This is a genomic window from Muriventricola aceti, from assembly GCF_025567565.1.
In the GTDB taxonomy this organism is placed as follows: domain Bacteria; phylum Bacillota; class Clostridia; order Oscillospirales; family Oscillospiraceae; genus Lawsonibacter; species Lawsonibacter aceti.
The window spans coordinates 68,884-92,993 of the sequence record NZ_JAOQKF010000013.1 but is presented as its reverse complement, the minus strand read 5'-3'; the positions used below and the strand labels follow the sequence as shown (position 1 = coordinate 92,993).

At 52.3% G+C, this 24,110-nt stretch carries 23 protein-coding genes and 1 other RNA gene; 16 read left to right on the top strand and 8 right to left on the bottom strand.

The window, feature by feature from the left end:
- Window positions 1–108 precede the first annotated feature (108 nt).
- The 7 genes from OCV64_RS13680 (at window position 109) to OCV64_RS13650 (ending at window position 5,798) form a co-directional block, all read left to right on the top strand.
- On the top strand, window positions 109–1,125 hold the full coding sequence (locus tag OCV64_RS13680) for a M23 family metallopeptidase (RefSeq protein ID WP_186852585.1): 1,017 nt from the start codon (window positions 109–111) through the stop codon (window positions 1,123–1,125).
- Entirely contained in the window at window positions 1,125–1,736 is a 612-nt protein-coding gene (locus OCV64_RS13675) for a zinc metalloprotease (protein WP_262670337.1), read from the top strand. The genes OCV64_RS13680 and OCV64_RS13675 overlap by 1 nt, the downstream gene beginning before the upstream one ends.
- 33 nt (window positions 1,737–1,769) lie before the next feature.
- Window positions 1,770–3,608 carry a TIGR03960 family B12-binding radical SAM protein gene (locus OCV64_RS13670; RefSeq protein ID WP_147571789.1) on the top strand — a complete coding sequence of 613 codons (1,839 nt, stop codon included), beginning with the start codon at window positions 1,770–1,772 and terminating at the stop codon, window positions 3,606–3,608.
- Complete coding sequence (locus OCV64_RS13665; RefSeq protein ID WP_186852583.1) at window positions 3,601–4,266, top strand: TIGR03936 family radical SAM-associated protein; 666 nt, start codon at window positions 3,601–3,603, stop codon at window positions 4,264–4,266. Before OCV64_RS13670 ends, OCV64_RS13665 begins: the two co-directional genes overlap by 8 nt.
- 30 nt (window positions 4,267–4,296) lie before the next feature.
- The gene (locus OCV64_RS13660) at window positions 4,297–4,665 is read left to right on the top strand and encodes a thioesterase family protein (RefSeq protein ID WP_147571787.1); all 369 of its coding nucleotides are present in this window, start codon (window positions 4,297–4,299) and stop codon (window positions 4,663–4,665) included.
- 112 nt (window positions 4,666–4,777) lie between these two features.
- Window positions 4,778–4,951 carry a hypothetical protein gene (locus tag OCV64_RS13655; protein ID WP_240287674.1) on the top strand — a complete coding sequence of 58 codons (174 nt, stop codon included), beginning with the start codon at window positions 4,778–4,780 and terminating at the stop codon, window positions 4,949–4,951.
- Between the two features lie 118 nt (window positions 4,952–5,069).
- Window positions 5,070–5,798 (top strand): YebC/PmpR family DNA-binding transcriptional regulator, encoded by a 729-nt coding sequence (locus tag OCV64_RS13650; RefSeq protein WP_240287672.1) that lies wholly within the window; start codon window positions 5,070–5,072, stop codon window positions 5,796–5,798.
- Window positions 5,799–6,313: 515 nt separating this feature from the next.
- Here OCV64_RS13650 and rnpB read toward each other — a convergent pair.
- Window positions 6,314–6,668, bottom strand: an RNA gene (gene rnpB / locus OCV64_RS13645) — RNase P RNA component class A.
- Between the two features lie 159 nt (window positions 6,669–6,827).
- On the opposite strand from rnpB, the gene murD reads away from it, so the two are divergent.
- From murD to OCV64_RS13600, 9 genes are all read left to right on the top strand, one after another.
- Window positions 6,828–8,213 (top strand): UDP-N-acetylmuramoyl-L-alanine--D-glutamate ligase, encoded by a 1,386-nt coding sequence (murD, locus tag OCV64_RS13640; protein WP_262670336.1) that lies wholly within the window; start codon window positions 6,828–6,830, stop codon window positions 8,211–8,213.
- 15 nt (window positions 8,214–8,228) lie between these two features.
- Window positions 8,229–9,269, top strand: coding sequence for a zinc-binding metallopeptidase family protein (locus OCV64_RS13635; protein ID WP_262670335.1), 1,041 nt, complete (start codon window positions 8,229–8,231; stop codon window positions 9,267–9,269).
- Complete coding sequence (locus OCV64_RS13630; RefSeq protein ID WP_262670334.1) at window positions 9,262–10,287, top strand: M42 family metallopeptidase; 1,026 nt, start codon at window positions 9,262–9,264, stop codon at window positions 10,285–10,287. The genes OCV64_RS13635 and OCV64_RS13630 overlap by 8 nt, the downstream gene beginning before the upstream one ends.
- Window positions 10,288–10,310: 23 nt before the next feature.
- Entirely contained in the window at window positions 10,311–11,309 is a 999-nt protein-coding gene (locus OCV64_RS13625; RefSeq protein ID WP_262670333.1) for a M42 family metallopeptidase, read from the top strand.
- A 32-nt stretch (window positions 11,310–11,341) separates the two neighbouring features.
- Entirely contained in the window at window positions 11,342–12,610 is a 1,269-nt protein-coding gene (locus OCV64_RS13620) for a methionine gamma-lyase family protein (RefSeq protein WP_262670332.1), read from the top strand.
- Between the two features lie 44 nt (window positions 12,611–12,654).
- On the top strand, window positions 12,655–13,386 hold the full coding sequence (yunB, locus tag OCV64_RS13615; protein ID WP_262670331.1) for a sporulation protein YunB: 732 nt from the start codon (window positions 12,655–12,657) through the stop codon (window positions 13,384–13,386).
- Window positions 13,387–13,640: 254 nt separating this feature from the next.
- Complete coding sequence (locus OCV64_RS16235) at window positions 13,641–14,063, top strand: VanZ family protein (RefSeq protein ID WP_394803845.1); 423 nt, start codon at window positions 13,641–13,643, stop codon at window positions 14,061–14,063.
- Window positions 14,056–16,029: an NAD-dependent DNA ligase LigA gene (gene ligA, locus OCV64_RS13605; RefSeq protein WP_262670330.1), complete on the top strand. Its 1,974-nt coding sequence runs from the start codon at window positions 14,056–14,058 to the stop codon at window positions 16,027–16,029. Before OCV64_RS16235 ends, ligA begins: the two co-directional genes overlap by 8 nt.
- 131 nt (window positions 16,030–16,160) lie before the next feature.
- A complete protein-coding gene (locus OCV64_RS13600) occupies window positions 16,161–17,108 on the top strand; it encodes a DMT family transporter (protein ID WP_262670329.1) in 948 nt (315 codons plus the stop codon).
- 40 nt (window positions 17,109–17,148) lie between these two features.
- On the opposite strand, the gene OCV64_RS13595 is transcribed toward OCV64_RS13600, so the two are convergent.
- The 7 genes from OCV64_RS13595 to aroA form a co-directional block, all read right to left on the bottom strand.
- Window positions 17,149–17,511, bottom strand: coding sequence for an SdpI family protein (locus tag OCV64_RS13595; protein ID WP_262670328.1), 363 nt, complete (start codon window positions 17,509–17,511; stop codon window positions 17,149–17,151).
- 3 nt (window positions 17,512–17,514) lie between these two features.
- Entirely contained in the window at window positions 17,515–18,507 is a 993-nt protein-coding gene (locus tag OCV64_RS13590) for a tyrosine recombinase XerC (protein WP_186852573.1), read from the bottom strand.
- Window positions 18,508–18,943: 436 nt separating this feature from the next.
- Window positions 18,944–19,378: a type II 3-dehydroquinate dehydratase gene (gene aroQ, locus OCV64_RS13585; protein ID WP_262670327.1), complete on the bottom strand. Its 435-nt coding sequence runs from the start codon at window positions 19,376–19,378 to the stop codon at window positions 18,944–18,946.
- Window positions 19,375–20,613, bottom strand: coding sequence for a shikimate kinase (locus tag OCV64_RS13580; protein ID WP_262670326.1), 1,239 nt, complete (start codon window positions 20,611–20,613; stop codon window positions 19,375–19,377). The genes aroQ and OCV64_RS13580 overlap by 4 nt, the downstream gene beginning before the upstream one ends.
- The gene (gene pheA, locus OCV64_RS13575; RefSeq protein WP_262670325.1) at window positions 20,613–21,764 is read right to left on the bottom strand and encodes a prephenate dehydratase; all 1,152 of its coding nucleotides are present in this window, start codon (window positions 21,762–21,764) and stop codon (window positions 20,613–20,615) included. The genes OCV64_RS13580 and pheA overlap by 1 nt, the downstream gene beginning before the upstream one ends.
- A 26-nt stretch (window positions 21,765–21,790) precedes the next feature.
- A complete protein-coding gene (gene aroC / locus OCV64_RS13570) occupies window positions 21,791–22,885 on the bottom strand; it encodes a chorismate synthase (protein WP_240287688.1) in 1,095 nt (364 codons plus the stop codon).
- The gene (gene aroA, locus OCV64_RS13565) at window positions 22,866–24,110 is read right to left on the bottom strand and encodes a 3-phosphoshikimate 1-carboxyvinyltransferase (protein WP_147571772.1); all 1,245 of its coding nucleotides are present in this window, start codon (window positions 24,108–24,110) and stop codon (window positions 22,866–22,868) included. Before aroA ends, aroC begins: the two co-directional genes overlap by 20 nt.

Here is a 24,110-nt window from a genome sequence, read left to right as displayed (position 1 = left end):
CTAACTGCTATATTATAAAATCTTTCATCAAAGATGTCAAGTGTAATATCCAAAACCGCTTCAGAATAGACTGACCTATCACCGATATCTGAAAAGGGAGGGGCCAGGATGTATCGCGCCGCACACACTGCCCGAAAAAATATCCATTTCTCACCTACCGGAGCAGGCCGGCATAGTAGAGGATCCAGCAGCCAGGAGAGGACACGTCTACGTCAGCTGTTGGTCTGTGTCGTCCTATTCCTAACCGTATTTTTAGGGAAGGGAATTTTCCCAGCCAAACTGCTTCAGGTGCGGGACGATATCGTTCAGCTTATCACCTATAATATCGATTTTAAAGCTGCTTTTTCCAAACTTGGCGCCACGATTGGGGGGGAAGGCACGCTGCTGGACCAACTTGGTGAATTTTGTGTAGAAGTATTCGGCGGTTCTTCTAGTTCCGACGTAGATCCACAGCAGGCAGGAAATTTGTATGATTCCTCCCAATCAAAGATTGTGCTCCTGACAGGGGGCAGACAGGATCCGGAGGAATTGACCCAGAACCTATTTTCCTCCGATCTCCCAAAGCTGGATATTTCCTTTGATACGGAGCCTGTGGAACAGTCGGAGCAGCCAGCGGCAGTGGAGGAGCCAGCCGTGGTGCCGGCCGCGGGTACGCTGCTCCTCAAATCCGATTATAGTGGGAAGGAGCTGCCCAATAATTATACCATGGATAAGCTCTCACTGGGAGATCTCGAAACAGTCACTCCTGTTCTTGGCCATTTAAATTCTGTCTATGGATACCGGGACCACCCTATTAATGGTGTGTATCAGTTTCACGGCGGCGTGGATATTGGTGGACAGACAGGCGATCCGATCAGCGCCTTTGCCACCGGCACGGTGGAGTATGTCGGCCAAGACGACTCCTATGGGCTCTATCTCCAACTGGACCATGGAAATGGCGTCAAATCATTCTATGCTCATTGTAACAAGGTCTGTGTCAGTAAGGGACAGTCTGTGGCTGTGGGGGAGAAGATTGCGGAGGTGGGCTCATCCGGCGCCGCCACTGGGCCACACCTGCATTTGGAACTTAAATTCAATAAAACTCATCTGGATCCAATTTACTATATCCAGGTCCTGGAAAACTAATGCGCATTGGAAAGTTGGAAGTAACAGCGCCCTTTTTCCTCATGTTGGCGTGGCTCAACTACCTGGACCGGCAGGGGCTGGTCCCGCTGTGCGTGTTGGCCTGCTGTTTCCATGAGCTGGGGCATCTCCTGTCGATACGGCTGTTGAGTGGAGATATCAAGCTAATCAGCCTTACAGCTGTTGGAGCGGAAATGGTACTGTGTAGGCCGATGGGATATGGCCAGGAGATGGTGGCGGCTCTAGCGGGACCGGGCGTGAATCTGCTGCTGGCTGTCCTCTGTTGCCGCTGGAGCTGGGGAACACTTTTCGCCGGGTTGAATCTGGCTCTAGGCTGTTTTAATCTTTTGCCGGTCGGGAGGCTGGACGGCGGCCGTTTTTTACATGGATTGCTGGCTGTTTTTTGTGGCCTGAATGTGGCAGAGCAAATTGGAGCCTTGCTGGACGGATGTCTGGTAGGCTCGCTGCTTCTGGCGGGGGCGCTGCTGGCCTGGAAAAACGGAAATATCACCCTGTTATCTGTTGGGCTGTGGCTACTGGTTGTTTTTTCCAAAGGAAAAAAGAGGGGAAATAGGGCTTGCCTTATAGATAAGAAAAAGGTAAAATCATATTGATTCGCTCCTAGGCGTTTCAACTGGAGGATCAATATGAATCGCACACTAGAGCATATCTTACCAAAAGTACAAAAGCCCGCCCGCTATACTGGCGGCGAGTATAACGCAGTGGTCAAAGAGAAGTGTTCTGTGACCACTCGTTTCGCACTTTGTTTTCCGGATACCTATGAGATTGGGATGTCCAATTTGGGATGCCGCATTTTATATGGCGTCATGAATCAGAGGCCCGATGTGTGGTGCGAGCGCTGCTATGCCCCCTGGGGCGATATGGAAGAGGAAATGCGCCGGGAGGGACTGCTCCTCTATGGGCTGGAGAGCGGGGATCCCATCGCAGACTTTCATATCATCGGCTTTTCTCTTGGGTATGAGATGGCCTACTCCAATGTTTTGAATATGTTGGATCTGGCGGGACTGCCGCTCCGATCCGCGGACCGGAAAGGTCTTACTCCGCTTGTGGTAGCTGGTGGCACCTGCTGTTATAATCCTGAACCGTTGGCCCCTTTTATTGACTTCTTCGTCCTTGGCGAAGGGGAGGAGGTCACCCTGGAGTACATAGACCTGTACCAAAGGGCCCAGGAGGAAGGATGGTCTAAAGAGGAGCTTCTGCAGGAAGCGGCTCGTATCCCTGGTATCTATGTCCCCTCGCTTTATGAGGTAACTTACCATGAGGACGGACGGGTGGCAGCCATCACTCCAAAGGAGGGTGCCCCCGCCACCGTGACAAAACGGATCATCCAGGACATGGACAAAGCCTATTTCCCAGTAAAGACCATCATTCCCTCCACCGAGATCGTCCACGACCGGGTGATGCTGGAGCTGTTTCGGGGATGTATCCGGGGCTGCCGCTTCTGCCAGGCTGGATATGCCTATCGCCCTGTCCGAAGCCGCAGCCCAGAACTGCTGGCCAGATATGGGAAGGAAGCCTGCGAGGACTCCGGCTATCAGGAGATGACACTGTCCAGCCTGTCCTCCACGGATTATCCCTGTCTGCTGCAGTTGTGTGATGACCTGCTGGATTACTGCGCCCCACGGGATATTGGCCTGTCTCTGCCCTCCCTGCGGGCGGATACCTTCTCCATGAATCTGATGGAGCGGCTCCAGCGGGTCCGAAAGGGCGGATTGACTTTCGCTCCGGAGGCTGGGACCCAGCGCCTAAGAGACGCCATCAACAAAAATCTCCGGGAGGAGGACCTTCTCCAGTCCTGCCGCACCGCCTTTTCCGGCGGTTGGAGTGGAGTAAAGCTGTATTTTATGCTGGGACTGCCCACAGAAACAGATGAGGATGTCCTGGGCATCGCCGACCTAGCCCGTAAGGTCTATTTTACCTGGCGGGAGTGCACTCCAAACAAGGCCCGTGGAGTACGAATCACGGTATCCACCTCCTGGTTCGTTCCAAAGCCGCACACCGCCTTCCAGTGGGAGGCCCAAATCCCGGTAGAGGAGTACCAGCGCCGGGTGGATTTGTTGCGGGATGCGCTGAAGCGGGACAAGTCGATCACTTACAACTGGCACGACCCCCAGACCAGCTATCTGGAGGCCATTTTCTCCAGGGGAGACCGCCGTTTAGCCGATGTATTGGAATGGGCCTGGGAGCATGGAGCCAAATTTGACGCCTGGAGCGAATATTTCGATTACCAGCGATGGATGGACGCTCTGTCCGCCTGTGGGCTGGATGGGGACTTCTATGCCCACCGGGTCCGGGAAAAGGACGAGCTATTCCCCTGGGCAGTACCAAGCGTCGGGGTCAGTCGGGAATTCCTGTGGCGGGAGCGGGAGCTTTGCTACCAGTCTGTCACCACTCCAGACTGCCGGTCACGCTGCTCGGCCTGTGGGGCCAACAAAATGCTGACAGGAGGTAGGACCTGTGGCTGACCGCCTGCTATTTTCCAAGACAGGGAGAGCCAAATATATCTCCCATCTGGATCTGATGCGCACCTTTCAGCGTGCTTTCGCTCGCGCCAAGATCCCGATCAAGCATACAGAAGGGTTTAATCCACATCCCTTTGTTTCCATTGCGCTGCCCCTCTCGGTGGGCTACTCCAGCCAGTGTGAAATACTGGAGTTTGGACTGATGGAGGGGACCGGCAGGGAAGAGGTGCCGGGCAGATTGACCGCCGCCATGCCGGAGGGGATCGTGGTCCATCAGTGCTATCCAGCACAGCGAAAACTCAAGGAGTTGGCCTATGTCAACTACATCATGAATATGGAATATCCGGCAGGCCGTCCCCAGGAGACAGAGTCTGCCATGCGGGAGCTGCTGGGCCGCGACAGTTTGATTATGCAAAAGAAATCTAACAAAGCCAAAAAGGGATATACAGAAGTGGATCTCATTCCTTTGATCCGCGGCTGGAATCTGGAATGTCAGAGCGACACTATGACGCTAGATGCGGTACTGTCAGCCCAGAATCCCGGCCTGAACCCCGAACTTATCCACAGCGCCTTTTGCCAGGAATATCCTCAATTCCGGCCAGACATGGTTACCTTCCACCGCCGAGAGGTACTGGACAAAGATGGAACTCCCTTCCGCTGAAGGGGCACAATACACAGGAGGAGAATACCCATGGAGGAGAAGAAGCAGCATACACTGACCTGGACAGTCACAGACGATATGACCGCCAAGCGCATCGGAACCGCCGGCGCCAAGATCCTTTCCACCCCCAATATGCTGGCCCTGATGGAAGGGGCCGCTCTGGAATTGGCCCGTGAATTTTTGGACGATGGGATGACCACCGTAGGCGCGGAAGCGCACGTCAAGCATTTGGCCCCTACACCCGTTGGGATGAAGGTGTGGGCTACCGCCACCCTCCGGGAAATCGAGCGCCGGAAGATGTGGTTTGACATCGAAGTGTTTGACGAGAAGGGCAAATGTGGTGAGGGTTGGCATCTGCGTATCATGGTGCCTGACAAAGACCGGAGTCAGGTCCAGTGACGCTGGCATTGTATCCGAAAGGCCTTGGGATCTCCTGACTTCAATTACACCTATATTGTCTATGGAAAGTATTGCGAACTTTGAAAGCAATTGTACCAAAGGAGGTTAAACAATGAAAAATTGGGTATTTCTTTTAGGTATGATCACTTTATCCATTTCTATTATAATTTTTGGCGTTCTTTTGTCTCAAGCAATTGAACGGGCAGGATCTGGTTTGAATAGTTCGCTTTCTTATTTTGCAGAGTTGTTGCGTGGCACACTTCTTACCATTTCCGAAAGAAATTGACGATGCAATTTCTGTAATCTATATAGATTGGACGATCCCCTGAGAAAACAGCTTGTCAAGGCCGATAAAGAGTGATATAATATTTGCGCTCATTACACAAGAAGGGAACGATATTACCATGTCCGGACATTCCAAGTGGCACAATATACAGAAGACCAAGGGTGCGGCCGACGCCAAGCGCTCCCAAATTTTTACCAAGATTGCCCGTGAAATGATCGTAGCAGTCAAGACCGGGGGCAGCGGTGATCCCGCCAACAACTCCCGTCTGGCCACCGTCATTGCCAAGGCCAAGGCGGCCAATATGCCCAACGATAATATCAAGCGGACCATCGACAAGGCGCTGGGCTCCGGCAATACCGACAGCTTTGAGAACGTGACCTATGAGGGCTACGGCCCCAATGGCGTCGCCGTGATCATCGAGGCGCTGACCGACAACCGCAACCGCACCGCCCCTGAGGTGCGCCACCTGCTGGACAAGTATGGCAAGGGCTTGGGCGCCACTGGTTGTGTATCCTGGTCCTTTGACCGCAAGGGTGTCATTGTCATCGAGTCGGAAGACCTAGACGAGGATACTGTTATGATGGATGCTCTGGAGGCCGGCGCCGACGATATGCAGGCTGACGACGAGGTATTTGAGGTCTATACTGATCCCGATGCCTTCGCCGCTGTGACCGAAACTCTGGAGAAGAAAGGCTATGTCTTCTTGGAGGCTGGAGTCCAGATGGTCCCCCAGAACTATGTCAAGCTTACCGCTGAGGACGATATCAAAAATATGGAGAAGCTGATCGATCTCCTGGAGGAAAATGATGATGTCCAGGCTGTGTATCACAACTGGGACCAGGACTGATTCTTCTCATAAGATAAGGGCCCTGGAGCGCAAAACCGCTCCAGGGCCCTTTTTTGTTACTCGTCATAGATGATAATGCAGAACTGACTGGTGCCAGTATAGGTATCATACTTTGTAACAGAAGATGAAATTTCCATAAAATAAACTCCTAATTTCTTGGTCCCAAAGTCTAATTCAAAAATGAACGTACATTGATTCATTGATAGGTTTTATGTAAGAATATCAATCAAATCATTTTTTTAGATTGGCTGGGTATTATCTGTTCATTCAAGTCCAATAAAATACTGTTCATCCATATGGACGCAAAAAATTCTGTGATGTTACATTTCATCATTAAATAATCCTTGAATGTAAAAAAGAATCGTATAACAGCCAAAGTTGCCTTCAGCTATTTCATGTTTCTGAGTATTTCTTATAGTATTCATACTATTATTCTCAGTTCCGACCAGGAATACTAAGACGAATTGGGATAAAATAAAAAATACAGCGTCCCTGCCCTCTGACTGGAACGCTGTATCGCAAGCAGGCCTGTAAGCCGGGTTCTGTCTTTTAAGACAGCCATCTATCTCGATGTGTCGTTGCCGACGCACTCAAGCCGCCTCCATGGAACGGCCGGGCCAGCCTGTTGTCCCTCCACGGCGTTGCTCCGGATAGAGTTTACAGCGATGGGCGCTTCCACGCCATCGGGTGAGCTCTTACCTCACCTTTCCACCCTTACCCCGTTCAAGGAGAACGAGGCGGTATATCTCTGTTGCACTTTTCCTAGGGTCGCCCCCGGCGGGTGTTACCCGTTATCCTTGCCCTGTGGAGCCCGGACTTTCCTCACAGATGGGCCTTTCGCCCCATCCGCGCGGCTGTCCAGCCTGCTTGACTGGTCTATCATACAGGAAAACGGAGTGTATGTCAAATGGTTTCCTGGACTGGAAACTTCCAAGCATATGGAGCCGCTCACAGTTTCGATTGAATTTTTTTGCCCGGTATGTTAATATAAAGTGCTGGGAAAGAAAAACTTGGAAGGAGGACGTTTCAGTGTCCACCATTACTGAATATCTTGAGTCCCTCCATGGCTATTCCATCGCTGTCATTGGTATGGGAGTCAGCAATACCCCTCTGATTCGAATGTTCCTTCGGGCTGGTCTGAAGGTCACGGTCTGTGATAAGGCGCCCCGGGAACGGGTGGAGGAGCAGGCCGCGGAATTGGAGAGCCTGGGGGCTAAACTTCATCTGGGACCTGGTTATCTGGACCGGTTGGCGCGGTTCGACCTTATTTTCCGAACGCCCGGCCTCAGTCCCAACACCCCTGAACTGCGGGAGGCGGCCGAGAGGGGGAGCATCGTTACCTCTGAAATGGAGCTCTTTTTTCAGATGTGTCCCTGTAAGATCATCGGTGTCACTGGCAGCGACGGAAAGACCACGACCACAACGCTGATCAGTGAGTTTCTAAAAGAAGCTGGGTATAATGTCTATGTGGGGGGTAATATCGGCAAACCACTTCTCCCGGATGTCGCCGGTATGACCCCGGAGGATATGGTCGTGGTGGAGCTGTCCTCTTTTCAACTGATGTCTATGGGGCAGAGCCCCAATGTGGCGGTCTTTACCAATCTTTCCCCCAACCATCTGGACTATCATCACACCATGGAGGAATATACCGCCGCTAAGATTAATATTTTCCGGTACCAGGAGCCGGGTGACCGTGCAATATTCAACTACGATAACGATATTACACGTGCCCTGTCCAAACAGGCCCCGGCCGCCGTCATGCTGTTCAGCAGAAAGCAGAGTTTGGAAGAGGGAGTCTATCTCCGGGATGGCGCTATCTGGCTGACCAATGAAATCGGCAGCCGTGAGGTGCTCCCCCTGGCTGACATCCAAATTCCTGGTGTCCACAATATCGAAAATTATATGGCGGCCATTGCGGCTGTGGATGGCTTAGTGCCAGACAAAAAGGTTCGGGCCGTTGCACAGCGGTTCACCGGTGTCGAACATCGTATTGAATTGGTCCGTGAATTGGATGGCGTAAAGTATTACAATGATTCTATCGGTACCAGCCCTACCCGCACTATGGCCTGCCTGGATTCCTTCAATCAAAAGCTCATTTTAATCGCGGGAGGATATGATAAGGGAGTCCCCTTTACGCAGCTAGGCGTGGAGATTATAAAGAAGGTAAAAACGTTGATTTTGACGGGTGATACCGCCCCTGCCATACGAAAGGCCGTGGAAGAAGCGGAGGGCTACAGGGACAGCGGGCTAAAACTGATTGAAACCGAGGATTTGTCCGCCGCTGTGGCCGCTGCTCAGGGGGCCGCAGTCGCGGGTGATGTGGTGGTTCTATCTCCCGCCTGTGCCGCGTTTGACCGATTTAAAAATTTTATGGAGCGCGGACGAATATTTAAAGAGCTTGTCAACGCGCTCTGATGCGGAGGAATAGGCTTGGATTATAGAATCATTTTGCCGCAGCTGTGTGCCCTAGCGGGCCCTAGCGGCTTTGAGCGGGCGGTAGCGGAGGCTGCCGCCCAGCTTCTGGCCCCCTGGATGGACGCAGTACAGATCCAAAAAATGGGCAGTGTAGTAGGCGTCCGGCGGTGTGGAAAAGAAAATGCACCTAGACTTGTACTGGATGCCCACTTAGATGAGATCGGTTTTATCATTACCGGACATGAGGACGGTTTCCTCCGTTTTGCATCCTTGGGCGGTGTAGATCCTCGGATGCTTCCAGACCGGGAAGTGACCATTCTCACCAATCCTCCCATGCTGGGTGTGGTAGCCTGCCTGCCGCCCCATGTGCAGAGTAGAGAGGACATGGACAAGTCCCAGCCCATTCAGGAACTGTTTATCGACATCGGACAGAGTAAGGAAAATGCCAAAAAACTGGTCCCCGTTGGCACGCCGGCCGTATATCACACCAGCTGTGTGCCACTGGGGGAGGATCTGATATGCGGAAAATCACTGGATGACCGGGCCTGTTTTGCCATTTTGCTGGACACTGTCCAGCGTCTGGCGGGAGAAGATCTGGATGTGGACGTATATGTAGTAGGCTCCACCCAGGAGGAAACGCATAGTACCGGCGCTATTACCGCCGCTTATGGCATCATCCCTGATCTGTGTGTGGCAGTGGACGTGACACACGGAGACAGCCCGGATGCCTCTAAAGATAAGACGTTCCGGCTGGGAGGGGGCCCTGTCATTGGGCTTGGCCCAAACTGTGCCCGCTGGATGTCCCAGAGGCTGCGGGACAAGGCGCGGGAGCTGGATATGGACTTCCAGCTGGAAGTCATGGCTGGTCACAGCGGTACCAACGGATGGCCCCTTCAGGTGAGCCGGGAAGGTGTGGCTACCGCCGTCCTATCCCTACCACTGCGGTATATGCATACCCCAGTGGAAACTGTCAACTGCCGGGATCTAGAAGCGACGGCCGAGCTTCTGGCCGCCTTTATTCGGGGCATTGGGAGGGAGGTCCCCAGCTATGCTTGAGCTACTGAAGGAACTGTGCCGACTCAACGGCGTTTCTGGGGCAGAGGACCCGGTCCGAAACTTTATCCAGACACAGGCACAGCCATATGCCGACTCCCTGCGCAGCGACGCGCTAGGAAATCTGATCGTTTTTAAGCGTGGAAAGAAGTCTACCGAAAATAAGCTCCTTCTCGCCGCCCACATGGATGAGGTGGGCGTGATTGTTACAAGGATTACGGAGGAAGGCTTTCTAAAATTTGATTTTGTTGGTGGTGTCGACCGCCGTGTGGCCATTGGTAAGCCGGTGGTCCTGGGCGAAAATGAGATTCCTGGACTGATTGGACTAAAGGCCATCCACCTGGTGAGCAGGGAGGAGGAGGAGAAGGTCCCAAAGACCGACGCCCTCTATATTGATATCGGAGCGAAGGATAGGGAAGAGGCAGAGAAGCTGGTCCCGCCTGGCACCTACGGCTCCTTTGTTGGCCCCCCCCAGGAGTTTGGACAGGGCTTCTTGAAGGCCAAGGCCATTGATGACCGGATTGGCTGTGCGATTATGCTGGAGCTGTTGAAGGAGGATCTGCCCCTGGATGTGACCTTTGCCTTCACTGCTCAGGAGGAAGTAGGCACCCGTGGAGCCTTTGGGAGTGCCTTCTCGGTGTCGCCGGAGGTGGCGCTGGTGCTGGAAACCACGACCGCTGCCGATCTGCCTGGGGTAGAGGGAGCGCGCCGAGTATGTGCCCCAGGCAAGGGGCCTGTAATCTCCTATATGGACGGCGCTACCATCTATGACCGGGACCTTTTTGAGAATCTGCGCCGCTTGGCGGAGGAGCACGGGATTCCCTGGCAGACCAAGGAATATATTGCCGGAGGCAACGACGCCCGCACCATTCAGCAATCCAGATCCGGTGTCCGGGTAGCCGCTCTGTCCGCCGCGGTACGCTACCTTCATGCGCCGGCCACGGTCGGCAGTTTGGCCGACTTTGAAAATATGTGGAAGCTGACCCGACTGTTTCTGGCCGATCAGGCGGCACAGCTTTGATGGGAGGACAATAGGTAATTCATATGGAACTGTTTGAATTGATACAGACGTTAAGCTCTGCCCACGGCCCCTCTGGGGATGAGGCCGATATCCGGGACATCCTCTCCAAATTGGTCTCTCCCTTGGCTGATGAGATGACTTGGGACACCATGGGAAATCTCATCGTTCACCGGAAGGGGCCCGGCTCGAAGGTAATGTTTGCCGCCCATATGGACTCCATCGGGTTTATCGTAACTCACATTGAGAAGGAGGGATTCCTCCGAATGGGGAAGCTGGGGGGGATCAGCCCCAAGGAGGCTGTCTATACCCCCATTCGTTTCAAAAACGGTGTCCGGGGCGTGGTCGTACCAGAGGAAAAAGCCGATTTTGGCAAGCTGAAGCTAGATGAATGTTATATTGATATCGGAGCCAGGGACGAGGAGCAGGCGAAAAAACTGGTCCAGGTGGGAGATACGGCAGTGTATGACTCCCCCTGCTTTCTCCAGGACAGCCGCGTAATCTCTCCCTATTTGGATAACCGCATCTCCTGCGCGGTCCTGCTAGCTGTGCTGGAGCGTATCCAGACCAGCGCTAACGACCTGTACTTCGTCTTTACCTCCCAGGAAGAGGTGGGGCTGCGGGGCGCTAAGACCGCCGCCTGGGCTGTTGATCCGGACTGGGCCATTGCCGTAGATGTCACTGATGTAGATGACACCCCTGGATCAGAGCGGTCAGGCACAGTTCAGTTGGGCCAGGGAGCGGCTGTCAAGGTAATGGACTCCTCTATCATCTGCCACCCAGAAGTGGTAGCGAAGCTGGAGGGACTCGCGCAGGTACAGGGGATCTCTGTCCAAAGGGATATTATGCGCGGCGGCGGTACTGACACTGGCGCCATTCATACCACCCGCCTGGGGGTAAAAACCGGAGGGATCTCTGTGCCCTGTCGGTATATCCATACCCCTGTTGAGATGGCCGACCTTGGAGATGCGGAAGCCTGCATAAAACTGGTGGAAGCCTTCGCCCAGACTGCGTTGAATGTATAACAAGAGACAAAAAGATTGGACTGACAAATAAAATGCCTTTACAGTTAAGCGATAAAGTGCGTGCCCTGGGTGATCAGGCCCAGAGGGAGCTGGTTGATGAATTTTCCCGCATCGATACCATAGCCCAGGAAAATACCCAGCGGGTGCTGGCTGCCTTTCAAGACCACCGGGTGGCGGATAGCTATTTTGCCGGCACCACCGGCTACGGCTATGATGACCTTGGCCGGGACAAGCTGGATGAGATCTATGCCGATCTTTTTGGCACAGAGGCCGCTCTTGTCCGGATACAGTTCGTCAACGGTACCCATGCCATCGCCTCCGCTCTTTTTGGCGCTCTGAAGTCTGGCGATGTGCTGGTTTCCGCTGTCGGGGCCCCCTATGATACCCTTTTAGGTGTCATAGGTACAGCGGAAAAGGGTCATGGATCTCTAAAGGACTACGGCGTGGAATATCGTCAGGTGGAGCTGGTAGACGACGCCCCAGACTTGGAGGGGATTGCCCGGACGGCGGCCGATCCCAAGGTAAAAGCGGTGCTGATCCAGCGATCAAAAGGGTATTCTACTCGAGCCTCCCTTTCTGTGGCGGAGATTGGAGAGATATGTGCTATCATCAAAAGGGTGAATCCCAATGCCGCCATTTTGGTGGACAACTGCTATGGTGAATTTGTAGAAACTCTGGAGCCGACCCATGTAGGGGCCGACCTAGTAGTAGGCTCCCTGATTAAAAATCCCGGCGGCGGACTGGCACCCACTGGAGGCTATATCGCTGGCCGCCGCGATCTGGTAGAGGGGGCGGCCCAACGGCTTACAGTTCCAGGAATCGGTGGGGAGTGCGGCTGTACTCTGGGCCAGAACCGTCTGCTTTACCAGGGACTGTTTTTGGCCCCTCACACCGTGGCTCAGGCTGTTAAAACGGCTGTTTTTGGCGCAAAAGTAATGGAACTGCTGGGCTATGAAACAGAGCCACACTCCAGTGCCGTCCGTCACGATATCATCCAAATGATTCATATGCGGGAACCGGAAGCCCTCAAAAAATTTTGTAAGGGCATCCAGTTCGGCGCGCCTGTGGACTCCTATGTGACCCCGGAACCCTGGGATATGCCCGGTTATGACAGCCAAGTCATTATGGCTGCTGGCGCCTTTATTCAGGGAGCCTCCATCGAACTGTCCGCTGATGCCCCCATGCGTCCGCCCTATACGGTGTATCTCCAGGGCGGCCTGACCTTCGAGTCGGGCAGACTGGGGATCCTGCTGGCCGTCCAAGAGCTCCTTGGCTCAGATCAGCCGGTTCCCAGGGAATAGGCCAAGCCGGAAATTACATATCTTCTCCCTATGGGGGTGAGGATATGGTCATGGGTCCTTTACGGCGTGAATTATACCGAAAAATACACGGCGGCCTATTTTATAGATCGGCCGGCAGGGGAGTGGGACGGTCCTATTCATTTCCAGTTCACGTCCCGCGTTGGCTGGCCACACTTGGCGTCGCTTTGCTCCTATCTTTCTCAATCATCAGTTTCTTGGAGTCCAGGATAAAGCCCGTTATAGCGGCGGCGGCTACTACCCAGATTCAAAATCAATTAACAGGCCTGATCGAGCGATCTGTTGTAGAAGATTTGGCACAACGCCAACTGGGATATGGCAATCTAGTTACGATACAGCGTGAGGAAAGCGGTGCGATTACCTCACTTTCCACGGATATGGCATCTATGAACCAGCTCAGGGCATATCTGGTTAATCAAATCCTAGAAGAATTAGATGGTATCGATGTTTCAACCATTCAGATCCCAATAGGGAGCCTCTTTGATTCTGAGCTACTCTGGGCGGCTGGACCCTCGCTTCATGTCAGGGCTATGTCCGTAGGAACTGTCCAAGCGGAGTTTGAGAGCGAATTTTCGGAAGCGGGAGTCAACCAGACTCGTCACCGAATCTGGCTCCATCTCTCCATTCCCGCCACAGTCCTGCTGGCAGGGAGTGCCATAGAAGTGCCGCTGGATACAGAGCTTTGTGTTGCGGAAACAGTGATCGTAGGACAGGTACCCAACACCTATCTCAGCTTGGATGGGATATCAGGCCATTAAACGGAGTTTTACAGATGAGTCTTTGGGAAACAATACAATGGTATTGGGGTAATATCTTGGATTACGGTCTGCAGATGCTTCCCTGTATGCTAATCGGAGTATTCGGATTTCTTCTGTTCCTGCCGTCCCGCAAAAGAAGACTGGCCAGTCTTGGGCTGTCAAGCAGCAGCGGGAGAGAGGCTGTTCTGCTCCTTTTTGTCATGTTTTGCGCTGGATTGGCCTCTGTAACTCTTTTTCCTGCTAATTTCTGGAGCTTGAATCGATGGTACTGGGTCCTGCATGGAATGGAGCCTCTATTTCCGCCTGTCGATTGGCAGATCCAGTGGGATACTTTACAGCTTACCCCCTTTCAAGAGATCATTCGGGCCTTTCGCGGGCCATGGGTCATGTTTTTAATGGTCGCGAATATCGGTATCTTCTGCCCTATTGGTTTTTTCCCTGCTCTGCTGTGGCGGGGCTGGCGGTGGTGGAAATCCGCTCTGGTTGGTCTTTGCACCTCTGTTTTTATTGAATTTGTCCAGTTTTTCATTGGGCGCAGTAGCGATGTGGATGATGTAATCCTCAATACTGCGGGCACTCTGGTGGGATTCTGGATCTTCTGGCTGATAAATGCCCTGCTGCCACAGCTGACCATTAAATTTCAGTGCACCACAAAGGAGTTACCTGGATATGGATGAATTGAAGGAGCTCGAGGTACTACGCCATGAGCTGATACAGGCCGGTTTGGAGTATTATGTGTATGATGCGCCAACCATGTCTGACTATGAATATGACCACAAATTGCGCCGTCTTGAGGAGCTGGAGGCAGCCCACCCAGAGGCAATAACTCCTGACTCCCCCACCCAGAGGGTGGGTGGGAAGGCACTGGAGGCGTTTTCTCAAGTAGAGCACCGGGTCCCCCTGGAGTCGCTCCAGGATGTCTTTGATTTTGAAGAACTGAAGGCTTTTGACATCCGGGTCCGAGGGGTGGTCCCGGATGCCCATTATGTAGTGGAGCCTAAGGTGGATGGACTTTCTGTCGCGCTGGAATATGAAAATGGTCTCTTTGTCCGTGGGGCAACGCGGGGAGATGGCCGGGTAGGGGAGGATGTCACAGAAAATTTGAGGACGATCCGCTCTATCCCTATGCGTCTGCCGGATATGCCGGCTCACCTGATTGTCCGCGGTGAGGTATTCATGCCTAAACAGGTTTTTCATGCGCTCAATGAGGAACGTGAGCGCAGGGGAGAGCCTCTTTTTGCCAATCCAAGAAATGCCGCCGCTGGCTCGCTCCGCCAGTTAGACCCCAAAATTGCCGCATCTCGGAGGCTTGACATACTAGTATTTAACATCCAGTGGATTGAGGGGGCCGCTCTGTCCACACATCTGGAGACACTGGAATTCTTGAAACGCAATAACTTCAAGGTGATTCCGCATTACAGCTGTCAACAGATGGAACAGGTGATGGACCATATCGCAGAGATCGGAGAGAACCGTGATTCCTTCCAGTTCGATATTGACGGAGCGGTCGTAAAGGTAAATAGCCTGTCAGATAGAGAACGCCTAGGTTCCACCGCAAAATTTCCCCGCTGGGCCGCTGCCTATAAGTACCCGCCTGAAGTCAAGCCCTCCAAAGTGACGGATATTTTAGTCCAGGTAGGGCGAACTGGGGTACTGACACCCAAAGCAGTACTGGAGCCGGTCCGGCTCGCCGGTACTACGGTGACCAGCGCGACTCTGCATAATCAGGATTTTATTTCGGAAAAGGATATTCGCATTGGCGACACAGTTCTGGTTCGGAAAGCAGGGGAGATCATACCAGAGGTTCTGTCTGTCGTTATGGAGCAGCGTCCGGAAGGAACACGCCCCTACTTTTTGCCATCTGTCTGTCCGGTGTGCGGGGCTCCGGTGGAACGAGATGAGGACGGGGCCCATATCCGTTGTACTGGATCCGAATGTCCAGCGCAGCTGCTTCGCAATCTAGCCCATTTTGCCAGCCGGGATGCCATGGATATCGATGGTATGGGTATCGCAGTGGTGGAGAACCTTGTTGGGGCCGGCCTAGTCAAGACCCCAGGTGATCTCTACTTTCTTTGTGAGGAAGATATCGCAAAGCTGGACCGGATGGGTAAAAAATCAGCTCAAAATCTTATTTCAGCGATTGAGAACTCTAAATCCCAGGACCTGTCCCGACTGATCTACGCCTTCGGTATCCGTCAGGTGGGCCAGAAGGCCGGAAAAGTATTGGCTGCCCACTTCAAGACCCTAGATGCTTTGGAAACGGCTACGTTAGAGGAGCTCACCGCCATTGATGATATTGGAGAGATTACAGCACACAGCTTGTTGGAGTGGATGTCCAGCCCTCAAAGCCGGCATTTGATCTCTCGTCTGCGGGAGGCAGGCGTCAATATGACGGCAACTGATCGGGGAGATGACCAGCGCTTCGCTGGTATGATTTTTGTTTTGACAGGGGCACTGGAACGCTTTACCCGGGATGAGGCCACTGAATTGATCGAGGCAAGAGGTGGAAAGGCCGCCAGTTCTGTATCTAAAAAGACCACCTATGTAGTAGCAGGGGAGTCCGCCGGATCAAAACTGCGCAAAGCACAGGAGCTAGGAATCCAGATCTTGACAGAGGATGATTTTTCAGCACTTCTGAAATAATACTTTGATGATTTAAAGGCCCTCAATACTATTTGGGGGCCCTTCTTTCATTATTAGTTTTTTACTATTGTGCAGTTCCATTTTCTTTAGCATATGGTATAATTATTCTATCGAGAGGGGAGGCGTTATTTGTGAAAACAGGATATCTGTATATTGCTATTGCGGTAGTCATGTTCAGCTCCTTTGAGGTGGTATTGAAATTTATTGCTGGAGAACTGAACCCTGTCCAGTTGACCTTTGCTCGTTTTGTTATTGGCTTTCTCTTCCTATTACCTTTGGCCCTGCATACACTTCGAAAGAGGAAAAAGAGGCTTGATACGAAAACTCTGGCTTATTTTGCCCTTTTAGGGTTCACTGGGATATCTCTGAGCATGACAATTCTCCATCTAGCTGTCGAGTATACCAGTTCCTCGGTCACTGCGGTCCTCTTCAGTTGTAATCCGGTATTCGTGACCTTCCTGGCCTTCTTTCTGCTCCATGAGCCCATTAAAAAACGTCATGTGGCAGCCCTTATTTTTGAAATCATCGGGACTCTGGCGATCATCAATCCATTCCACAGCAACCTGAATATGTTGGGGGTATCGTTGGCGTTGCTATCTACCCTGTTGTTTTCTCTGTACGGGGTTATGGGAAAGCGGAAGTGTGCTGAGTATGGCGGTGTGGTCGTGACCTGCTTTAGTTTCCTATTTGGAAGCCTCATCGTACTTCTTTTTATCGTCCTATCTCACATTCCGGCTGTGGCGGCGGCGATCACCTCGGCTGGTCTGCCAAATTTCGCCAACATTCCTATCCTGGCCGGTTATACCATAGAAAATCTCCCCTATGTGCTCTATGTTTCTGCCGGTGTAGCAGGTATCGGGTTCTGCTCCTACTTTTTGGCTATGGAATATCAGCCAGCTAGTGTAGTTTCCCTAGTATACTTTTTTAAGCCCGCTCTGTCACCGATACTGGCTTGGTGGCTCCATAGGGAAGATATCCCGGGAAATATGCTGCTTGGTATCCTTTTGATTGTCGTTGGCTCTCTGTGTTCCATCATCCCAGGTATTTTGGAAGCCAAACGCCCGACTGTATCACATTAAATAATAAAAAGGCCTCCAAGAAAAAACTTGGAGGTCTTTTTTATATTAGTTTGTTTCCATGTTCATCAAATCCATTTTTTAACAGCAAATCTACTAGAAAGGCGGACAAACAAAAAAATACCATCTGACCGGCCAGAAGCCACAAAATAAAATTGAGATACTGGTCCCGAAAAAACCACATCATCAGAGCGGTCACCAACCCAAGTACGATGCCAAGACGAATCCAGAGCTTTGAGCAATGGCGATGTGCAAAGCTCCAAGTTTCTTCACTGCGTGTAGACAACGCTGTACGGTAGGCCAACCCCTTGCTGTCCATTTTGGGCGGGGATACTTTCCATATGATTCCCACACACAGAATAAGGATAGGGGGGAGCATGGTCAGAATAAAGCAGGCAGCGTACATGTATCAAACCTCTTTCTTTTGATTTTTCGTCTTTGTTCGAGATACTCGGCCAAGGGGATTGGCCCTGGCTGCGGTACGAAGATCATCACTATCTACATGGGTATAAATCTGGGTAGTATTGAGATTATCGTGCCCCAAAACTTCCTGGAGGGTACGTACATCTACACCGTTTTGAAGCATAAGGGTAGCCGCTGTATGGCGCAGTTTATGCGCTGAATACTGGCTACTGTCCAGCCCTGCAGCTAATAGATGCTTTTTGACCAGTTTATGGACTGCCGCTCTGGATATCCGACGCCTATTTTGCAACGTGACAAATAACGCCTTTTGATCGACTAACGTCAACATGCTTCGCTCAGTTATCCAATCCTGAAGCGCCTGTTGACAAGCTTCATTCAAATAGAGCATCCGCTCTTTATTTCCTTTTCCCAAAACACGCAGTTGATCGCCTCGAACATCTGTTACATTTAAGCCTACCAACTCAGAAATACGCAATCCACAGTTTAGGAACAAAGTAAGAATACAATAATCACGACTAGAGTTTTTTCCAGCCACTGAATCCAGAAGTTCTATGCTTTCATCAAGATTCAGATATCTTGGGAGTGATTTGCGTAGCCTAGGTGAGTCCAAATCTTGCACAGGATTTTCTCTTAACAGCTTGGCCTTATTAGTCAAGTATTTATAAAAGGAGCGGATTGTAGCGACTTTTCGAGCCCTTGACGTAGCTGTAAGTGAGCGATCTTGGGAGAGAAAACTCATAAAATCATAGACATCGCTTAATGTGATGCTGTGGACCAGAGATAGGTCGACATCATCAATCATGATACTGTCAAACGGAACATCCTTAGATATAAGATCTTTTTTCTGTTTAATATAGCGAAAGAAACTACGCAGATCCAGAAAATATTCATCTATTGTGCGACTGGAATGTCCTTGGATAGTTTCATGATAGACAAGAAAATCTCTGATTAGTGCGGGAGCTTCAGTTCGATAATCCATATTCCCCTCCTTTTAGGTCAACAAAATTTTTATTTTGTTGACCTCTTATCTTAAAAAAATAAAGGACCGAGGAGGTCAACAAAATAGACGGTCATTGTTGGACCAAGAGGCGACTGCTTAAGATGGTCCGAACCCTTATTCCTTCCCTTTTGGATAATCTAGCTTAAATATAATCACAAAAAAGGAAGAAAGTCAAGCATTATTTTTTGTTTTATTTATAAGTATTATACTTAGTATGTTAGCTGGATTTAGTCATTCGATGAATTGACCGTTAATGTGTATTTATTCCTTGAAGGATTTATAGAAAAATAATGATTGCTAAATAAGTAAACCAGGAGGGAACAGCATTTCAGATGTCCCCTCCTTTATCATACGTGTTTGTATTATTTAGACTGTTGCCGTGCTTTCCACTCTGTAAACTCTTGTTTCCAGGTTATCAGTGGCCGTATTTTTGGCAGAGATACTGGATGGCGCACCGGTAGCCCTCGAAGCCCAGTCCGATAAAGGACTCCTCGCAAGCCATGCCCGCATAGGAGATTTGCCGAAATGGTTCCCGGCTGTTCACATCGGAGAGATGGACCTCTACCGCCGGCAGCGCCACCGCCTTTAGGGCGTCCAAAATAGCTACGCTGGTATGGGTATAGGCGGCTGGGTTGATTACGATACCGTCCATTCTGCCATAGGCAGATTGAATTTTATCCACAATCGCTCCCTCATGATTGGATTGGAACAACTCCACAGATGCCCCACTCTCCTGGGCTGCCGCCTGGATAAATCGTTCCAAGGCGGAAAAACTCTGGTCGCCGTAAATGTTCGGCTCCCGGATACCTAACAGATTCAAGTTTGGACCATTGATTACAAGTAGATTCATAGCTCCAGCCTCCTGATGATCTCGTCCACTGTTTCCTCTACTGTACCTTGGTTGTCAACCGTAAGGTCAGCCAACTGACTATATAGAGGTGCGCGCTGCCGGTAGAGCTCCTCCAGAGAATGGAACTGGGATACCGGACGTCCATCCGTGGGGAGCAGTTCCAAGTCCCGGCGGAGATAAATAACTGTGGAATTTTGGCGGATAGGGTCCCAGTTCTCACGTTTGGTGACGATTCCGCCGCCGCAGGCAATGACTTTACCTGACTGCTTGGCCAGCTGACAGAGGGCCTGATGCTCCCTGCTTCGGAAGCTCTCCTCCCCTTCCCAGGAAAATATCTCCGGAATAGAACAACCACTGTTGGCAACGATATGCTGGTCAATATCTTCCAGGGGCCGCCCCAGACGGCGGGCCAGCACCTGCCCTATCGTAGTCTTTCCGCAGCCCGGCATCCCAATCAGAAGAAGATTGAGAGCCTGACGTTCAATACAGGCGGTGATTTCCACCACCCTGCTGTCCTGAATCGTTTGGCCTAAAAACCGCTCCGCTGCCGTTTTGGCCTGGGCTACCAGCATTCCTAAGCCATTGGCCCAGAGCATTCCTCGTCTAGCACCATCCAACAGGAACCGGGTCCGGCTTGGGTTGTAAATGAGGTCAAAGACCTGGCCGCAATGTGGAAATTGCGCCAAGTCCACAGGAGAAGCCCCTACATTGGGATACATCCCCACTGGCGTAGCGTTCACAATCAGTTCCGCATCCTGGTGCCGCTCCAGATTTTCGTAATTGTCCGGTCCTTTGCGGGATATCCCTACGGCCTGCCCAACGCCTAAATCCGAAAGGACCGCATGGACAGTGAGCGAGGCTCCTCCACTTCCAAGTATAAGCGCTTTTTTTCCTCTTATCTGGGCCCCGGCTGAACGAAGCAGATACAAGAAACCGTCATAATCGGTATTATCCCCATACAGGGTCCCATCAGGTCTCTTGATAATGGTATTGACACTGCCGATCCGCTGGGCCGCAGGGGAAAGCTGGTCACAGAATCTCATCGCTGTTTTTTTGTAGGGAATCGTCACATTGAGTCCGCGAAACTGCCCTTGACGCAGGAAGGGCCCCACCTGTTCTGGAGACAGCTCCACTAGTTGGTAATCATAGCCCCCCAACTGCCGATGGATTGCTGGGGAGAAGCTGTGAGCAAGATGCTCCCCCAGTAGTCCAAATTCCAGATGACGCGGGACCATCAGCAGATGACCTCGTTATAGGTCCCAAGGTAGCGGAAGTACTCGCTCTCCTCATCCAGATCTTGGAACAGACGTTCCATCTCCGGGGCGTATACAGAGCACTCCAGATCGAAGTAGAACATGAACTCAAATTCCCGGTCCGGAAGCGGGCGGCTCTCCAGCTTGCGAAGGTTGATCCCCAGAGCATAAAATTTGGACAGTACATGGTAGAGCGAGCCTGGTCTATGGGGCAGGGTCATCATCAGCGAGGTACGGTCCGCTCCGGGATATATTTCAGGGATTTTTGAGATACAAATGAACCGGGTATAGTTGTTATCCTGGTCCTGAACATTGGTCTGAACCAGATTGAGACCATACTCCTCGCCACAGAAGCGAGAGGAGATAGCGGCAACATCGGTACGGTCAGATTGTGCCACCATACGGGCGGCCACCGCAGTATTTTCTACCATGGTCACTTTGATGTTCTTCATTCCAGCCAGATAGTCCGCGCACTGGCTGATCGCCTGCTCATGGGAGAACACCTCTCGAATGTCACCCAGCTTCGTCCCGTGCTTGGCCAGCAGATTGTGGCTGACCTTCAGGCGGACAGAGCGGACAATGGAAAAGTTGTGCTGGATCATCAGATCATATATCGCGTTGACGGAACCGGCGGTACTGTTTTCGATGGGCAGTATTCCATATTGGCACATGCCGCTCTCCACCGCTTTGAATACATGATCGAAGGTATCAAAATAGAGAATCGTAGGAGATTTAAAGATGCTGTCGCAGGCCATCTGGGAGTAGGCGCCCTCTATCCCCTGGCAGGCCACGGTGGCCCGCTGGGGAAAGAGCGCCGGGGTCTCAGCCAAGGCCGTCCGGATGGTTTCATAGATCTGGGACTTCACCCCGCCACACTGGTTCTGATAGGAGCGGCCCACGGCCAGGATGGCACGAAATACAGACTCTGTGTAATCGGCCAGCTCCTCACCAGCCTCCGCCCCTACCTTGGCCAGCAGCACCCGTTCTCTGCCGGCATCTAAGGTGGGCAGTCCGTTTTTCCTTTTGTATAGAGCTACATCTCTGGAGACAGCCATCCGCTGTTTCAGCAGGTCTACCAGTTGGCTGTCAATGTGGTCAATTCGCTCCCTTAAGTCATTCAGATTGTGCTCCATGGGAAATCTCCTCCTAAATTTTTATCCTAGATATGGTCGGTATTTTGATCCAGCAGGGCGTCCAGTACGACGGCGGCAGCGACAGCCTCTACCACTGGCACCGCCCGGGGTACGATACAAGGGTCATGGCGGCCGGTGATGTGAAGCTCCTCCTCTGTGTGGGTAGAAAGGCGGACCGTACGCTGAGACTGGGCGATAGAGGGGGTAGGTTTAAAGGCAACTCGGAACAGGATAGGCATCCCATTTGATATCCCACCCAGTATTCCACCGGCATGATTTGTTTCAGTCCGGATAGCCCCATCCTCCAAAATAAATGGGTCGTTGTTCTCTGATCCCCGCAGGTTGGCGGACTGAAAGCCGGTGCCAAACTCCACGCCCTTTACAGCCGGGATGGCGAACAGGGCCGCGGCCAGTTGGCTCTCCAGGCCCTGAAACATGGGAGAGCCTACCCCGGCCGGCAGCCCGGTGACCATGCACTCTACAACACCCCCTACCGAGTCCCCTTCCCTCTGCGCCTGGAGGATGACCGCACGCATCGGCTCCTCCACATTGGGATCTAGGACTGGGAATGAGGCCGCCTGAACCCGCCGCAGCACTTCTGTCTGTTCTCCCAGTGGGTCAAATGGCTTATCTTCTATCTGTGCGATAAAACGAATATGGGCCCCAATGGCAATCCCGCGTCGGGACAGGAGCTGGGCGCAGATGCCGCCGGCGATACAAAGGGGGGCTGTGAGCCGCCCAGAAAAGTGTCCGCCGCCCCGCACATCCTGATGGCCACCATATTTGATCTGGGCAGTAAAGTCTGCATGTGCGGGGCGCGGCTTATCGCATAGGTCATTGTAATCCTGGGACCGAATATTGGTGTTCTCGATGATAGCGGTCAGAGGCGCTCCACAGGTCTCTCCCTCCAGCAAACCACACAGAATACGAGGGATATCTCCCTCCTTTCGAGCGGTAGCGGTAGTGTCCCATCCAGGGGCGCGACGATGGAGAAAGCGTTGGAGTCCCTCCAGATCCACGCTCTCGCCGGCTGGCAGTCCATCCACTGTCACGCCGATCACCTGGGAATGGGACTGCCCAAAGATAGAGATATGGATATGCTTACCGAAGTACGAGGCCATGTATATTCCCTCCTAACACTTGAAAATGCTCCCAGAAATTGGGATAGGACTTGTTTACGCACTCCGCACCTAAGATAGTTACTGGCTTCTGGCAAGTCTGGGCGGACACAGCGGCCATCATTGCAATGCGGTGATCGTTTTGGCTGTCAACCATTTCGCCTCCCATCAGGCTGTCCCGGCCCCGGATGGTAAGGCTGTCCTCCCCTTCCCTAATATCCGCTCCTAAAGCAATCAGAGCTGCCGTTACTGAATTGAGGCGGTCACTCTCCTTCATTCTAAGCCGCCCAGCGTTATTAAAGCGGCAGGTCCCTTTCCGTACCGCGGCCATTGCGGCCAGAGGGGGCACAAGATCAGGGTACTGGGACACGTCCAGATCCACATCACCTGGCCGCGCCAGTTTCCAGTAGAAGGAGGCCACAGCCTTGTCTCCCTGGGCGGAGGTGGGGTTCAACCCCTGAATCGTAATCTGTCCACCCAGAAAATTGGCGGCGTACCAAAAGGCTGCCTGGGACCAATCGGATTCCACAGTATAATCCATCGCCTTGTAAGCAGTCTTTCCTGTGATGTGAAAATACTTTATAGTATTGTGAAGCTCGGTCACTGTTACCCCTGCGCCTGCCAGGGTATCCAAAGTCATGGCGAGGTAATCCCGGCCCTCTATGTGGGTAGTAGGTACAATGCGTGATATCCCTGACACCAGAGGTAGAGCATAGAGAAGACCTGTAAAAAATTGGCTGGACACATTTCCGGGTAGCTCGTAGTCCCCTGCCTTCAGTTGTCCAAGGACTGTCAATGTATCCCCCTCCCTGTTCCAGGAGATCCCCTTTTCACGGAACAGGTGGATGTAAGGCTCCTGGGGCCGCTCCATCAGCCGGCCCCGGCCGGTAAATATCCCGCCTCCTGCTACCGCCAAGGCAATCGGGATGAGAAAGCGCAAGGTAGAGCCCGACTCTCCACAGTCAAAGTGTGGCAACTCCTTTCCCGGCTGGAAGATCCCCCCCATACCGGTCACCTCTAAGGTCCGCTCCCCCTTCCGCTCCCAATGTGCCCCCAGGGCACCGATACAACTCAGGGTAGCGAGGATATCCTGGGAAATGGCCACATTCTCCAGCCTGCTCCTGCCCCTGGCCAGGGCAGCGGCCAGAATGACCCGGTGTGTCTGACTCTTACTGGGTGGCGGCGTTACCCTGCCCTGTAGTTTGTTTGGAACAATGGTCACATCCAT

Bases quoted from the DNA above. Each gene is read 5' to 3' on its own strand.
- OCV64_RS13680 (WP_186852585.1), top strand. From the start codon at position 109: ATGTATCGCGCCGCACACACTGCCCGAAAAAATATCCATTTCTCACCT.
- OCV64_RS13675 (WP_262670337.1), top strand. From the start codon at position 1,125: ATGCGCATTGGAAAGTTGGAAGTAACAGCGCCCTTTTTCCTCATGTTG.
- OCV64_RS13670 (WP_147571789.1), top strand. From the start codon at position 1,770: ATGAATCGCACACTAGAGCATATCTTACCAAAAGTACAAAAGCCCGCC.
- OCV64_RS13660 (WP_147571787.1), top strand. From the start codon at position 4,297: ATGGAGGAGAAGAAGCAGCATACACTGACCTGGACAGTCACAGACGAT.
- OCV64_RS13655 (WP_240287674.1), top strand. From the start codon at position 4,778: ATGAAAAATTGGGTATTTCTTTTAGGTATGATCACTTTATCCATTTCT.
- OCV64_RS13650 (WP_240287672.1), top strand. From the start codon at position 5,070: ATGTCCGGACATTCCAAGTGGCACAATATACAGAAGACCAAGGGTGCG.
- OCV64_RS13630 (WP_262670334.1), top strand. From the start codon at position 9,262: ATGCTTGAGCTACTGAAGGAACTGTGCCGACTCAACGGCGTTTCTGGG.
- OCV64_RS13625 (WP_262670333.1), top strand. From the start codon at position 10,311: ATGGAACTGTTTGAATTGATACAGACGTTAAGCTCTGCCCACGGCCCC.
- OCV64_RS13620 (WP_262670332.1), top strand. From the start codon at position 11,342: ATGCCTTTACAGTTAAGCGATAAAGTGCGTGCCCTGGGTGATCAGGCC.
- yunB (WP_262670331.1), top strand. From the start codon at position 12,655: ATGGTCATGGGTCCTTTACGGCGTGAATTATACCGAAAAATACACGGC.
- ligA (WP_262670330.1), top strand. From the start codon at position 14,056: ATGGATGAATTGAAGGAGCTCGAGGTACTACGCCATGAGCTGATACAG.
- OCV64_RS13595 (WP_262670328.1), bottom strand. From the start codon at position 17,511: ATGTACGCTGCCTGCTTTATTCTGACCATGCTCCCCCCTATCCTTATT.
- OCV64_RS13590 (WP_186852573.1), bottom strand. From the start codon at position 18,507: ATGGATTATCGAACTGAAGCTCCCGCACTAATCAGAGATTTTCTTGTC.
- aroQ (WP_262670327.1), bottom strand. From the start codon at position 19,378: ATGAATCTACTTGTAATCAATGGTCCAAACTTGAATCTGTTAGGTATC.
- OCV64_RS13580 (WP_262670326.1), bottom strand. From the start codon at position 20,613: ATGGTCCCGCGTCATCTGGAATTTGGACTACTGGGGGAGCATCTTGCT.
- pheA (WP_262670325.1), bottom strand. From the start codon at position 21,764: ATGGAGCACAATCTGAATGACTTAAGGGAGCGAATTGACCACATTGAC.
- aroC (WP_240287688.1), bottom strand. From the start codon at position 22,885: ATGGCCTCGTACTTCGGTAAGCATATCCATATCTCTATCTTTGGGCAG.
- aroA (WP_147571772.1), bottom strand. From the start codon at position 24,110: ATGGATGTGACCATTGTTCCAAACAAACTACAGGGCAGGGTAACGCCG.